The sequence below is a fragment of the Paraburkholderia hospita genome, assembly GCF_002902965.1.
Classification (GTDB): domain Bacteria; phylum Pseudomonadota; class Gammaproteobacteria; order Burkholderiales; family Burkholderiaceae; genus Paraburkholderia; species Paraburkholderia hospita.
In genome coordinates, this window is the sequence record NZ_CP026105.1 from 3,379,588 (window position 1) to 3,392,417 (window position 12,830).

Annotated in this window: 13 protein-coding genes; 8 read left to right on the plus strand and 5 right to left on the minus strand. The window is 64.1% G+C overall.

Going from position 1 to position 12,830, the window contains the following annotated elements; translation table 11 throughout:
- Positions 1–172: 172 nt before the first annotated feature.
- Positions 173–781, minus strand: coding sequence for a glutathione S-transferase N-terminal domain-containing protein (locus tag C2L64_RS15255; protein ID WP_079486938.1), 609 nt, complete (start codon positions 779–781; stop codon positions 173–175).
- A 369-nt stretch (positions 782–1,150) separates the two neighbouring features.
- Between C2L64_RS15255 and C2L64_RS15265 the strand changes: the two genes are divergently transcribed.
- The 6 genes from C2L64_RS15265 (at position 1,151) to ruvC (ending at position 7,545) form a co-directional block, all read left to right on the plus strand.
- Complete coding sequence (locus C2L64_RS15265; RefSeq protein WP_079486940.1) at positions 1,151–2,551, plus strand: aminopeptidase P N-terminal domain-containing protein; 1,401 nt, start codon at positions 1,151–1,153, stop codon at positions 2,549–2,551.
- Positions 2,552–2,572: 21 nt separating this feature from the next.
- Complete coding sequence (locus tag C2L64_RS15270) at positions 2,573–3,790, plus strand: UbiH/UbiF/VisC/COQ6 family ubiquinone biosynthesis hydroxylase (RefSeq protein WP_090835928.1); 1,218 nt, start codon at positions 2,573–2,575, stop codon at positions 3,788–3,790.
- A 204-nt stretch (positions 3,791–3,994) separates the two neighbouring features.
- Positions 3,995–5,059 (plus strand): tRNA dihydrouridine synthase DusB, encoded by a 1,065-nt coding sequence (dusB, locus tag C2L64_RS15275; protein WP_086915851.1) that lies wholly within the window; start codon positions 3,995–3,997, stop codon positions 5,057–5,059.
- A complete protein-coding gene (locus tag C2L64_RS15280; protein ID WP_007587477.1) occupies positions 5,056–5,289 on the plus strand; it encodes a Fis family transcriptional regulator in 234 nt (77 codons plus the stop codon). Before dusB ends, C2L64_RS15280 begins: the two co-directional genes overlap by 4 nt.
- 43 nt (positions 5,290–5,332) lie before the next feature.
- Positions 5,333–6,898 carry a bifunctional phosphoribosylaminoimidazolecarboxamide formyltransferase/IMP cyclohydrolase gene (purH, locus tag C2L64_RS15285; RefSeq protein WP_090835927.1) on the plus strand — a complete coding sequence of 522 codons (1,566 nt, stop codon included), beginning with the start codon at positions 5,333–5,335 and terminating at the stop codon, positions 6,896–6,898.
- A gap of 104 nt (positions 6,899–7,002) precedes the next feature.
- Entirely contained in the window at positions 7,003–7,545 is a 543-nt protein-coding gene (ruvC, locus tag C2L64_RS15290) for a crossover junction endodeoxyribonuclease RuvC (protein WP_007587471.1), read from the plus strand.
- 12 nt (positions 7,546–7,557) lie between these two features.
- On the opposite strand, the gene C2L64_RS15295 is transcribed toward ruvC, so the two are convergent.
- On the minus strand, positions 7,558–8,190 hold the full coding sequence (locus C2L64_RS15295; protein ID WP_086915848.1) for a LysE family translocator: 633 nt from the start codon (positions 8,188–8,190) through the stop codon (positions 7,558–7,560).
- A 163-nt stretch (positions 8,191–8,353) separates the two neighbouring features.
- On the opposite strand from C2L64_RS15295, the gene ruvA reads away from it, so the two are divergent.
- Positions 8,354–8,935, plus strand: a complete 582-nt coding sequence (ruvA, locus tag C2L64_RS15300) for a Holliday junction branch migration protein RuvA (protein ID WP_090835926.1) — start codon at positions 8,354–8,356, stop codon at positions 8,933–8,935.
- A 110-nt stretch (positions 8,936–9,045) separates the two neighbouring features.
- A complete protein-coding gene (gene ruvB, locus C2L64_RS15305; protein ID WP_090835925.1) occupies positions 9,046–10,110 on the plus strand; it encodes a Holliday junction branch migration DNA helicase RuvB in 1,065 nt (354 codons plus the stop codon).
- A gap of 43 nt (positions 10,111–10,153) precedes the next feature.
- On the opposite strand, the gene C2L64_RS15310 is transcribed toward ruvB, so the two are convergent.
- Genes C2L64_RS15310 through tyrS form a run of 3 tightly spaced genes read right to left on the minus strand, consistent with a single transcriptional unit; the run spans position 10,154 to position 12,602 of the window.
- Positions 10,154–10,828, minus strand: coding sequence for a histidine phosphatase family protein (locus C2L64_RS15310; protein ID WP_090835924.1), 675 nt, complete (start codon positions 10,826–10,828; stop codon positions 10,154–10,156).
- Positions 10,829–10,852: 24 nt separating this feature from the next.
- Positions 10,853–11,311, minus strand: a complete 459-nt coding sequence (gene dtd / locus C2L64_RS15315) for a D-aminoacyl-tRNA deacylase (RefSeq protein WP_090835923.1) — start codon at positions 11,309–11,311, stop codon at positions 10,853–10,855.
- A gap of 43 nt (positions 11,312–11,354) precedes the next feature.
- The gene (gene tyrS, locus C2L64_RS15320; protein WP_090835922.1) at positions 11,355–12,602 is read right to left on the minus strand and encodes a tyrosine--tRNA ligase; all 1,248 of its coding nucleotides are present in this window, start codon (positions 12,600–12,602) and stop codon (positions 11,355–11,357) included.
- Positions 12,603–12,830: the final 228 nt, after the last annotated feature.

Here is a 12,830-nt window from a genome sequence, read left to right on the forward strand (position 1 = left end):
CGCGGCGGTTTCATCCGGACAGACGCCCAAAGAAAAAGCGCCTGACAGGCAGGCGCTTTTTTAACATATCGAAAGGTATTTTCTGGGAAAACGAAAGCTTTCTTAACACTCTGTCATGCCGATGCGACATTCGCACAGCGTTTCGATGCGCGATGAATCGCCGGGGTCCGGATCAGGTCAGAACGGTGTCGATGAACGACTGACGCAGCGACAGCTTCTGGTAGTGCTTGTCGAGATTCGGATGCTGCTCGCGCCAGTTGAGCTGCGGCATACGGAAGTCCAGATAGCCCAGCGCGCAGCCGACGGCCACGTCGGCGAGCGTGTAGTGATTGCCCGCGCACCACGCTTTCGCGGCGAGACCTTGCGCCATCGCGATCAGGCCGTCGTCGATCTTGTGACGCTGACGCGCGAGCCACGATTCGCTGCGATGCGCTTCTTCACGCAGCACGCCTTCGAGGCGGATCAGCACGGCGGCGTCCATGATGCCGTCCGCCAGCGCTTCCCAGCAGCGCACCTCGACGCGCTCGCGGCCCGACTGCGGCACGAGCTTGCACACGGGCGACAGCGTGTCGACGTATTCGCAGATCACGCGCGAATCGAACACGGCTGCGCCGTCTTCCATCACGAGACACGGTACCTTGCCGATCGGGTTGAAGTCGTGGATCGTCGTGTCGTCGGCCCAGACGTTTTCGAGTTCGAGCTTGTAGTCGATTTTCTTTTCGGCGAGCACGATCCGCGCCTTGCGGACAAATGGGCTCGACAGCGAACCGATGAGTTTCATTACATCCTGCCTTGGATTGAAATTGGGCGAAAGTATAAGTGCGCCGGCGGGCGCTGGAACGTTTTCCGTGCGCTGCGCGCCGCGCTTCGCCCCGCCAGCGCGCTGGGTTGTAGACAGATTGCAACAATGCCGTGCGCGCGCGGGACCGTCTACCTGGCCTGATAGCCAGGCGCCGCACGACGCGTTCGCCGAAGCGCCTCGACATTCAGCAGGCGATTCCATGCGCCGCAGGATTGCCCGGCGCGCGCGGCCAGGGGCGACCCGGAAGCGATTTCCGATGGGCGATACAATCGCAACATTGCCGCGCGGCGATCGACCTTGCCTGCCGCGCCGCCCTCCATCACGCACGATGAACCGCCGACCGCACTCATGACCGATCTGACTCCGGCAACCGATATCTACCGCCAGCGCCGCGCGCGCGTGCTCGATGCGCTCCGCGCGACGGGCGGCGGCGTCGCAATCGTCCCGACCGCGCCCGAAGCACTGCGCAACCGCGACGCCGACTATCCGTACCGGCACGACAGCTACTTCTACTATCTGACGGGCTTCACCGAACCGGAAGCGATGCTCGTGCTCGACGCGAGCGCGAAGCAGGACGAGCCGGCGGCGATCCTGTTCTGCCGCGCGAAGAACGCGGAGCGCGAGACATGGGAAGGCTTCCGCTTCGGTCCCGAAGGCGCGCGCGAAGCCTTTGGCTTCGACGCGGCCTTTGCCTTCGAAGAGATCGACACGCAGTTGCCGCGCATCATCGCCGACAAGCCGGCGCTGCACTATGCGCTCGGCGCGTCGGAACAGTTCGACGGCAAGGTGCGCCAGTGGCTCGACGCGGTGCGCATGCAGGGCAGAAGCGGCGTGCTCGCGCCATCGGCGGTGCATGATCTGATGCCGCTGCTCGATGAGATGCGCCTCGTGAAGGACGACCACGAACTCACGATCATGCGTCGCGCCGCCGCGATCTCTGCACAAGCGCACCGACACGCGATGGCGGCATGCCGCCCCGGCGTGCGCGAATACGAGCTCGAAGCCGAACTGCTGTACACGTTCCGCAAGCACGGCGCGCAGGCGCCGGCGTACGGCTCGATCGTCGCCGCGGGCGCGAACGCGTGCGTGCTGCACTACCCGGCCGGCAACGCGGCCGCGCAGGACGGCGATCTGATCCTGATCGACGCAGCGTGCGAACTCGACGGCTACGCGTCCGACATCACGCGCACTTTCCCCGCGAGCGGCCGCTTCACGCCCGCGCAGCGCGAACTCTACGACATCGTGCTGGCCGCGCAGCAGGCCGCGATCGACGCAACGAAAGCGGGCGCGAGCTTCGACGCGCCGCATCAGGCCGCCGTGCGCGTGCTCGCGCAAGGGCTACTCGACACGGGCATTCTCAATCGCGATCTGTTCGCGGGCGTCGACGAGGTGATCGAGGAGCGTGCGTATGCGCGCTTCTATATGCATCGCACGGGACATTGGCTTGGCATGGACGTGCACGACGCGGGCGACTATCGCGAGCGCGGCGCACCCGCTGATGAAACCGGCGCATTGCCGTGGCGCACGCTGAAACCGGGCATGACGCTGACGATCGAACCGGGCCTTTACATCCGAGCCGCTGATGATGTGCCCGAGAAGTACTGGAACATCGGCATTCGCATCGAGGACGACGCGATCGTCACGGCCACCGGCTGCGAGTTGATGACACGCGACGTACCCGTCGACGCGGACGAAATCGAAGCGCTGATGCAGCAGGCGCAACCCGCGCGGAAGGCCGGCTCGGCCTGAGCGCAAGGAACAGACAAGAAGATGAGCGAAGTCCACCAGGCGGCGAACGCGCCCGCCCTCCCTGCGAGCAACCCGCCTTACGATTACGACGTGACGATCGTCGGCGCGGGGCCGGTCGGTCTTGCGCTCGCGGGCTGGCTCGCGCGGCGCAGCGCGACGCAGAAGCTGAATGTGGCGTTGATCGACGCGCGCGAGCCGGAGGATTCGGTTGCTGATCCGCGCGCGATCGCCGTTTCACACGGCAGCCGGATGATCCTCGAGCCGCTCGCCTGGCCGTCCGATGCGACCGCGATCCAGCGCATTCACGTCTCGCAGCGTGGCCATTTCGGGCGCACGCTGATCGATCACTCGGAGCACGGCCTGCCCGCGCTTGGCTACGTGCTTCGTTATGGCTCGATCGTCCGCGCACTCGCCGAAAACGTGCGCTCGACGCCCGTCCACTGGTTCAAATCGACGAAAGCACAGGCACCGCAGCAACTCGAAGACGACGGCGTGCTGCTGCCGATCGAAAGCGCGCACGTCACGCGCACGCTGCGCACGCGCATTCTGGTGAACGCCGAAGGCGGCCTGTTCGGCGAACAGCAGGCAGGTTCGGGCGAAACGCGCGATTACGGACAAACCGCGCTGGTCGGCACCGTGACGCTGTCGTCGCCGCAGCCGCATGTCGCGTGGGAACGCTTCACGTCGCAAGGTCCGATTGCGCTCCTGCCGACGGGCGGCGTGCGCGGCGCGGACTACGCGCTCGTCTGGTGCTGCGCGCCGGAACAAGCGGCGCGCCGCGCGCAGTTGCCGGATGAAGACTTTCTGCGCGAACTCGACGCCGAGTTCGGCGACCGGATGGGCCGCTTCGTGCAGATCAAGGGACGCGCGTCTTTCCCGCTCGGGCTGAACACCGTCGATACGCTCGTCAAGGGCAACATCGTCGCGATCGGCAATGCGGCGCAGACGCTGCATCCCGTCGCCGGCCAGGGGCTGAATCTCGGCTTGCGCGATGCGCACGCGCTCGCCGACGCGCTCTCGCACTACGGCGCGACGCGCAGCGCATTGATCGCGTTTGCGCAGCGCCGCGCGCTCGACCGCAGTATGACGATTGGCGCCACCGACACGCTCGCGCGCCTTTTCACGATCGACTTTCCGCCGCTGGCGGCGCTGCGCGGTCTCGCCCTCACCGCGCTCGAATTCGTGCCGCCCGTGAAGACGGCGCTCGCCCGCCAGATGATGTTCGGCCAACGCCGCTAGCGCGTTGCGACATCGCGTAAAAGTGGCCGCCGTTCTATGAGCGCGGCCACTTTCATAGAAGATTTAATGAGTTACCTCAGACGCGGTTCGATCTGGGTCAGCGCGTTAACGCTAAAATAGCGGTTTTCCCTCGTATTTTGCGGTACGTGCGGTGCGCGATTTCCACGGTTTTGGCGCACCCTTCACTCGCCGCCGATGTCCGCTATGCCCACTCTCGGCTCCCACACTCTGCGCAACAACCTGTTCGTCGCCCCGATGGCAGGCGTGACCGACCGGCCGTTCCGCCAGCTCTGCAAGCGCATGGGCGCGGGCTATGCGGTATCGGAGATGGTCGCGTCCAACGCGCAGTTGTGGAAAAGCGAAAAGACGATGCGCCGCGCCAACCACACGGGCGAGGTCGAGCCGATCGCCGTGCAGATCGCGGGCGCCGACCCGCAGATGATGGCCGAGGCCGCGCGCTACAACGTCGCGAACGGCGCGCAGATCATCGACATCAACATGGGCTGCCCGGCCAAGAAGGTCTGCAACGTCGCGGCCGGTTCGGCGCTGTTGCAGAACGAACCGCTCGTGCAGCGGATCGTCGAAGCCGTGGTGAATGCCGTTGGCGTCGGTCCGGATGCCGTGCCCGTCACGCTGAAAATCCGCACCGGCTGGGACCGCGACAACAAGAACGCACTGACCATCGCACGCCTCGCCGAAAGCGCCGGCATTTCGATGCTGACGGTGCACGGCCGCACGCGCGCCGACCTGTATCACGGCGAAGCGGAGTACGAAACGATTGCCGCCGTGAAGGCCGCGGTGAAGATTCCCGTCGTCGCGAACGGCGACATTACGTCGCCGCACAAGGCGCGTGAGGTGCTCGCCGCGACGGGCGCAGATGCCATCATGATCGGCCGCGCCGCGCAGGGGCGCCCGTGGCTCTTCCGGGAGATCGAACATTTCCTGCTGACGGGCGCGCTGATGGAAGCGCCGCGCATCGATGAGATCCAGCAGGTGATGAACGAGCATCTGGAGGATCACTACGCGTTCTACGGCGAATTTACAGGCGTTCGCACTGCGCGCAAGCACATCGGCTGGTACACTCGCGGCCTTTCTGGCGCCAACGTGTTCCGCCATCGTATGAATACGCTGGACACGACGCGCGAACAACTGCTCGCCGTCAATGAATTCTTCGACGCGCAAAAGGCGATTTCGGACCGCCTCGTGTACGTCGACAACGAAGTCAACAACAACGGTGAGCAGGACCAAACCGACCGACTAGCAGCATGAGCAAGCACAATATCGAACAATGTGTCCGCGATAGCCTGGGGATGTATTTTCAGGATCTCGACGGCTCCAATCCGCACGACGTCTACGACATGGTGATTTCGTGCGTAGAAAAACCGTTGCTCGAGGTGGTGCTCGAGCAGGCCGGCGGCAATCAGTCGCTGGCAGCCGAGTATCTCGGCATCAACCGCAATACGCTGCGCAAGAAACTGCAACAGCACGGCCTGCTGTAGTTTCGGCGCCCTGCCACGCCTTTCATCGGCTTTTGTTCTCATCATGATCAAGCAAGCGCTCATCTCCGTTTCCGACAAGTCCGGCATCGTCGATTTCGCGAAATCGTTGTCGGACCTCGGCGTCAAGATCCTGTCGACGGGCGGCACCGCGAAACTGCTCGCGGACGCCGGCCTTCCCGTTACCGAAGTGGCCGACTACACGGGCTTTCCGGAAATGCTGGATGGGCGCGTGAAGACGCTGCACCCGAAGGTGCACGGTGGCATTCTGGCCCGCCGCGATCTGCCCGAGCACATGGCCGCGCTCGAAAAGCATGACATTCCGACCATCGACCTGCTCGTCGTGAACCTGTATCCGTTCGTGCAGACGATCTCGAAGGAAGAGTGCTCGCTGGAAGACGCGATCGAGAACATCGATATCGGCGGCCCGACCATGCTGCGTTCAGCAGCGAAGAATCATCGCGACGTGACCGTCGTGGTCGATCCCGCTGACTACGCGACCGTGCTCGAAGAAATGCGCGCGAACGGCAACACGGTCGGCTACAAGACCAACTTCCGCCTCGCGACCAAGGTGTTCGCGCACACCGCGCAGTACGACGGCGCGATCACGAACTACCTGACGAGCCTCACGGAAGAACTGCAGCACCGCGAACGCAACACGTACCCGGCCACGTTCAACCTAGCGTTCGACAAGGTGCAGGACCTGCGCTACGGCGAGAACCCGCACCAGAGCGCAGCGTTCTACCGCGATATCGCCGTGCCTGCCGGCGCGCTCGCGAACTATCGCCAGTTGCAGGGCAAGGAACTGTCGTACAACAACATCGCTGACTCGGACGCCGCGTGGGAATGCGTGAAGACGTTCGACGCGCCCGCTTGCGTCATCATCAAGCACGCGAACCCGTGCGGCGTGGCCGTCGGCGCGAACCCGCACGAAGCGTATTCGAAGGCGTTCCAGACCGATCCGACCTCGGCGTTCGGCGGCATCATCGCGTTCAACCGCGAAGTCGACGAAACGGCGGCGCAGGCTGTCGCGAAGCAGTTCGTCGAAGTGCTGATCGCGCCGTCGTTCAGCGACGCGGCCAAGCAGGTGTTCGCGGCCAAGCAGAACGTGCGTCTGCTCGAAATCGCGCTGGGCGATGGCCATAACGCATTCGATCTGAAGCGCGTGGGCGGCGGTCTGCTCGTGCAATCGCTCGATGCGAAGAACGTACAGCCGCACGAACTGCGCGTCGTCACGAAGCGTCACCCGACGCCGAAGGAAATGGACGACCTGCTGTTCGCATGGCGTGTCGCGAAGTTCGTGAAGTCGAACGCGATCGTGTTCTGCGCGAACGGCATGACGATGGGCGTCGGCGCGGGCCAGATGAGCCGCGTGGATTCGGCGCGCATCGCGAGCATCAAGGCGCAGAACGCGGGCCTGACGCTGTCGGGCTCGGCGGTGGCGTCGGATGCGTTCTTCCCGTTCCGCGACGGTCTCGACGTGGTCGTGAACGCGGGCGCAACCTGCGTGATCCAGCCGGGCGGCTCGATGCGCGACGACGAAGTGATCGCCGCCGCCGACGAGCACAACATCGCGATGGTCGTGACGGGCATCCGCCACTTCCGCCACTGATCGGCTGACCTGCTTCTTCTGAAACGGCCCGGCAGTTGCAACTGCCGGGCCGTTTTGCATTTGATTCGTTGTAGTATCGCAGGCACTGAATAAGCACGGCACCTATGAGAATTCTCGGCATCGACCCAGGCTTGCGCGTCACCGGTTTCGGCGTGATCGATCAGTCCGGCCATCAGCTGACTTACGTGACGAGCGGCGTCATCAAGACCGCCGATGCCGATCTGCCGTCACGCCTGGGCACCATATTCGAGGGTATTTCCACGCTGATCCGCCAACATGCGCCGGACCAGTCGGCGATCGAAAAGGTGTTCGTCAACGTCAATCCGCAATCGACGCTATTGCTCGGCCAGGCACGCGGCGCCGCGATCTGCGGGCTGGTGGCGGGCGGCGTGCCCGTTGCCGAGTACACGGCATTGCAGTTGAAGCAAGCCGTGGTCGGCTACGGACGCGCGACCAAGGAACAGATGCAGCAGATGGTCGTACGGCTGTTGTGCCTGTCGGGCATCCCTTCCACCGATGCCGCCGATGCGCTCGGCATGGCGATCTGCCACGCGCACGGCGGCGGCACGTTGAGCACGCTGGGCGGTATTGCGCCCGCGCTTGCGAAGAAAGGCTTGCGAGTGCGGCGTGGGCGGCTGATCGGCTAGACGCCTTTACCGTCAGCGTTGTCCCGCCAGCGCCAGCCGGCATGCCAGGCCGGCAAACACCGAGCCGAGCAAATACTGCGGCCAGCGCGACGGGCGCTTGCCGCTAGTCAGCTTCCGGCTCAGTCTGCTGGCAAGCAGAATCACGCTGCCATTCACGAAGAAGCCGATCACATTGAGCACGGTCGCAAGCAACATGATCTGCACAGCGACCGATCCCGCCTCAGGCTTCACGAACTGCGGGAACAATGCGAGCACGAACAGCGCAACCTTCGGATTGAGCAGGTTCGTGAACAACCCTTGCCTGAAAATTCTGCCAACGGGATAGCGTCGCATCGATGCGTCCGGCGCGAGCATGGTGCCGTCCGAGCGGAACGTCTTCCATGCAAGATAAAGCAGATAGGCCGCGCCCGCGAAGCGCACGATGTCGTAGGCCATCGGCGCGGCAAGAAAGAGCTGTGACAGGCCGAACGCCGCGGCAAGCGCATGGCAATACGTGCCCACCAGAATCCCGGCGAGCGACGCAAAACCCGCTGCCCTTCCCTGGCTCACGCTGCGGGAAGCAATCAGCAACATATCGGGACCGGGCGTGGCGGTAAGCGCGAGACACGCGCCTGAGAACAGCGCGAGCGTGGTGAGACTCAGCATCGAAGACCCCTTTTGGTTAACTACGGAATGTCCAAAAGGGATCTCAGTGTATTGAGCCGCTGCGGCCTGGTCAATCGGCCGCCCTTCCACTTCGTCAGAAGCGGCGTACGAAAGCCCTCTACCCTGCGCTACACTCGCGCTTTCTCTCTCGATAGAACCCGCCATGATCGGTCGCATCGCCGGCGTCCTGCTGGAAAAGAATCCGCCTCACCTTCTGATCGATTGCAACGGCGTCGGCTACGAAGTCGATGTGCCGATGAGCACCTTCTACAACCTGCCCGGCACGGGCGAGAAAGTGGTGCTGCTCACGCAGATGATCGTGCGCGAGGACGCGCACCTGCTGTACGGCTTTCTTACGCCGCAAGAGCGTTCGACGTTTCGCGAGTTGTTAAAGATCACGGGCATCGGTGCGCGCATGGCGCTGGCCGTGCTGTCAGGCATGAGCGTTCAGGAACTGTCGCAGACGGTGACGATGCAGGACGCCGCGCGCCTCACGCGCGTGCCGGGCATCGGCAAGAAGACGGCGGAGCGGCTCCTGCTCGAACTGAAGGGCAAGCTCGGCGCCGACCTTGGCGCAATGGCGGGCGCGGCGTCGCAGTCCGATCATGCGTCCGACATCCTGAATGCGTTGCTGGCATTGGGTTACTCCGAAAAAGAAGGCCTTGCGACCATCAAGCACGTGCCTGCGGGCACAGGCGTTTCCGAAGGCATCAAGCTCGCGTTGAAGGCGCTGTCGAAGGCCTGATCGTGCTTTCATCGAGCGGGCGTGTATGAAGCTTCGCACGCGGCCGTTGCACGCGCACCCTGGCCATTCGGCCAGGTATTCGAGCGAGCCGTGCGCGGTACAATGCCTGCATGATCGAACACGACAAACTCGCCGCCGAACGCATCATCGCCGCCACGCCCGTGTCGCCGAACGAGGAAGCGTTCGAGCGCGCGTTGCGCCCGCGCCAGCTCGACGAATATGTCGGCCAGGAAAAGGTGCGCGGCCAGCTGGAAATCTTTATCGAAGCTGCCAAGCGTCGCAAGGAATCGCTGGATCACGTGCTGCTGTTCGGGCCGCCGGGCCTCGGCAAGACCACGCTCGCGCATATCATCGCGCGCGAGATGGGCGTCAATATGCGGCAGACGTCGGGCCCCGTGCTCGAACGCGCGGGCGACCTCGCGGCGCTGCTGACCAATCTCGAGGCCAACGACGTGCTCTTCATCGACGAGATTCACCGGCTGTCGCCCGTCGTCGAGGAAATCCTGTACCCGGCGCTCGAGGATTACCAGATCGACATCATGATCGGCGAAGGTCCCGCCGCGCGCAGCGTGAAGCTCGATCTGCAGCCGTTCACGCTGGTCGGCGCGACCACGCGCGCGGGCATGCTGACCAATCCGTTGCGCGACCGCTTCGGCATCGTCGCGCGGCTGGAGTTCTATAACGCAGGGGAACTGGCGCGCATCGTGAGCCGCTCGGCCTCGCTGCTGGGCGCGCAGATTCATCCTGATGGCGCGCTGGAAATCGCCAAGCGCTCGCGCGGCACGCCGCGTATTGCGAACCGGCTGCTGCGCCGCGTGCGCGACTTCGCCGAGGTGAAAGCGGACGGCAATATCACCGCGAAGGTCGCGGATGCCGCGCTGAAAATGCTCGACGTCGATCCCGTCGGCTTCGATCTGATGGACCGCAAGCTGCTCGAAGCGATCCTGCACAAGTTCGATGGCGGCCCGGTCGGCGTGGACAATCTGGCGGCTGCGATCGGCGAAGAGCGCGACACGATCGAAGACGTGCTCGAACCGTATCTGATCCAGCAAGGCTTCTTGCAGCGCACGCCGCGCGGACGCGTCGCCACGCTGTTGACGTATCGGCACTTCGGCCTGGCCGCACCTGATACGGCAAGCCCGGTACGCAATCTGTGGGATTCGGAGCAGACCTAAGCGGCTCCTAGATGGGAAACGCGGCGCTGCCGCGTCATCAGACTCAACGCCCGGCTTCGGGCGTTTTTTTCTTGAAGCTGTCGTCTTCCGCGTGGCCATCGAGATGCGCGACATCGGCCCATGACACGACCCTCGCGCGGCCGTCTTCGAATTCGACCACATTCACGCTGGTGTTCAGCAGCGCGTAGTTGCGCGGCGCATCCAGCGGCAAACCATTCGCGAAGCGATACACGCAGTCCAGCACGCCGCCATGCGCGACGACCGAGATCCGTCCGTTCGGATGCGCGGCGACGACGGGCTCAAGCGCATGCACCACGCGGTGATAAAACACGCGCTGCGATTCGCCTTCGGGCGGCGAAAAGCCAGGATCGCGCGTCTGCCACTGCGCGTATTCGTCGGGGAAACGCAGCGCGATCTCGTCGCTGTCGTGTCCCTGAAACGCGCCGTAATTGCGCTCGCGAAAGCCCTTGCTGAGGTTCAGCGGCAGCTCGAGCACGTCGGCAAATGGCTGCGCCGTTTGTTGCGCCCGCATGAGGTCGCTCGAATAGATCGCGTCGAGCCGCGCGCCTTCCCGCGCCTCACGCGCGAAACGCTCGGCGAGACGTTGCGCCTGGTCGACGCCGCTCGTCGCGAGCGGAATATCGATGTGCCCTTGAATCCGCTTGATGCGGTTCCAGTCGGTCTCGCCGTGTCGGATGAAGAGGACTTGTGTTGCCATGGAATCGGAGCGGAAAAACAAAGGTTATGCGCGCGTCTGCAACCAGAACGTCACCGGGCCGTCGTTGACGAGCGACACCTGCATGTCCGCGCCGAATTCGCCCATCTCGACGATGGGATGCTTCGCGCGCGCCGCGGCCACGAAGTAGTCGAACAGGCGCTTGCCCTCGTCGGGCGGTGCGGCGGGCGTGAAGCTCGGGCGCAGGCCGCTGTTGGTATCGGCGGCCAGCGTGAACTGCGACACGAGCAGCAGGCCGCCTGCGCGCCCCGCGCCGTCGATATTCTGCACGGGCAGATTCATCTTGCCGGCGGCGTCGCTGAATACGCGGTAGCCAAGCATTTTGGCGAGCAGTTTGTCGGCGGCGGCATCGGTATCGCCACGCTCTGCGCAGACCAGCGCAAGCAGGCCCGCGTCGATCGCGCCTGTCACACGGTCGGCAACGCGTACTTCCGCGCGCCGCACGCGTTGAATCAGCGCGATCATGCGGCGCGCTTCCGTTGCGTCCCTTGCAGAGGCTCCCAGACCATCATGCCGTCAGCGTGACGCGCGCAAAACGGCGCTTGCCGACCTGCACGACGAACTCGCCTGCTTCGATCTTCAGCCCCTTGTCCGACACGGTCGCGCCGTCGATCTTCACGCCGCCCTGCTCGATGTTGCGCAGCGCTTCGCTCGTCGACGGCACGAGACCTGCCTGCTTGAGCAGTTGCCCGATCGCGAGCGGCGCGCCCGCGAGCGTCACGGACGGGATATCGTCCGGCACGCCGCCCTTCGCGCGGTGGTTGAAGTCTTCCAGCGCGCGCTCGGCGTCGCCTTGCGAGTGGAACCGCGCGACGATTTCCTGCGCGAGCAACACCTTGAAGTCGCGCGGATTGCGACCGCCTTCGATTTCACGCTTGAACCCTTCGATCTCGACCATCGGACGGAACGACAGCAGTTCGAAGTAGCGCCACATCAGCACGTCGGAGATGCTCATCAGCTTGCCGAACATGTCGTTTGGCTTTTCGCCGATACCGACGTAGTTGCCCTTCGACTTCGACATCTTCTCGACGCCATCCAGCCCTTCGAGCAGCGGCATCGTCAGAATGCACTGCTGTTCCTGGCCGTACTGCTTCTGCAGTTCGCGGCCGACCAGCAGATTGAACTTCTGGTCCGTGCCGCCGAGTTCGAGGTCGGCGTTCAGCGCGACGGAGTCGTAGCCCTGCATCAGCGGATACAGGAATTCGTGGATCGAGATGGGCACGCCGCCCTGGAAACGCTTCGTGAAGTCTTCGCGCTCCAGAATGCGCGCGACGGTGTAGCGCGACGCGAGCTTGATCATGCCGTCGGCGCCGAGCGGCATCGACCATTCGCTGTTGTAGCGGATTTCCGTCTTCTCGCGGTCGAGCACCAGCGCGGCCTGCTCGAAATACGTCTTCGCGTTCGATTCGATCTGCTCGCGCGTGAGCGGCGGGCGCGTTGCGTTGCGGCCGGACGGATCGCCGATCAGCGACGTGAAATCGCCGATCAGGAAAATCACCGTGTGGCCGAGATCCTGCAACTGACGCATCTTGTTCAGCACGACGGTGTGGCCGATGTGGATGTCGGGCGCCGTCGGATCGAGACCGAGCTTGATGCGCAGCGGCGTACCCGTGGCCGCGCTCTTCGCGAGCTTTTGCGCGAACTCCTCTTCGATCAGCAGTTCGTCGACGCCGCGCTTGGTAACTTCGAGCGCGTGACGGACTTCGTCGGTGATCGGATAGGCGGAATTGGGCTTGGCGGTGGACTCGGTGCTCATGCTGGAACGGGAGATCGCAAAAAGGGAGATTGTCCCACAGTTGCGGCGCATTGCGCCCTGATCTCACGCGAAACGCGCTCCAACTCGCGGCAGGATATGGCGCGCGCGGCGAATGTGGACCGTCGTGCGCGCTCGCGCCGCTCGGTTCATCGATTGTTTCGCGGCGCGCCGATGAGCGACAATCGTCGTCAACGAGGCGCCGGAAGTATTCACAAGGCGCGACGAACG

Coding starts and splice junctions, on each gene's coding strand:
- C2L64_RS15255 (WP_079486938.1), bottom strand. CDS start 781: ATGAAACTCATCGGTTCGCTGTCGAGCCCATTTGTCCGCAAGGCGCGG.
- C2L64_RS15265 (WP_079486940.1), top strand. CDS start 1,151: ATGACCGATCTGACTCCGGCAACCGATATCTACCGCCAGCGCCGCGCG.
- C2L64_RS15270 (WP_090835928.1), top strand. CDS start 2,573: ATGAGCGAAGTCCACCAGGCGGCGAACGCGCCCGCCCTCCCTGCGAGC.
- dusB (WP_086915851.1), top strand. CDS start 3,995: ATGCCCACTCTCGGCTCCCACACTCTGCGCAACAACCTGTTCGTCGCC.
- C2L64_RS15280 (WP_007587477.1), top strand. CDS start 5,056: ATGAGCAAGCACAATATCGAACAATGTGTCCGCGATAGCCTGGGGATG.
- purH (WP_090835927.1), top strand. CDS start 5,333: ATGATCAAGCAAGCGCTCATCTCCGTTTCCGACAAGTCCGGCATCGTC.
- ruvC (WP_007587471.1), top strand. CDS start 7,003: ATGAGAATTCTCGGCATCGACCCAGGCTTGCGCGTCACCGGTTTCGGC.
- C2L64_RS15295 (WP_086915848.1), bottom strand. CDS start 8,190: ATGCTGAGTCTCACCACGCTCGCGCTGTTCTCAGGCGCGTGTCTCGCG.
- ruvA (WP_090835926.1), top strand. CDS start 8,354: ATGATCGGTCGCATCGCCGGCGTCCTGCTGGAAAAGAATCCGCCTCAC.
- ruvB (WP_090835925.1), top strand. CDS start 9,046: ATGATCGAACACGACAAACTCGCCGCCGAACGCATCATCGCCGCCACG.
- C2L64_RS15310 (WP_090835924.1), bottom strand. CDS start 10,828: ATGGCAACACAAGTCCTCTTCATCCGACACGGCGAGACCGACTGGAAC.
- dtd (WP_090835923.1), bottom strand. CDS start 11,311: ATGATCGCGCTGATTCAACGCGTGCGGCGCGCGGAAGTACGCGTTGCC.
- tyrS (WP_090835922.1), bottom strand. CDS start 12,602: ATGAGCACCGAGTCCACCGCCAAGCCCAATTCCGCCTATCCGATCACC.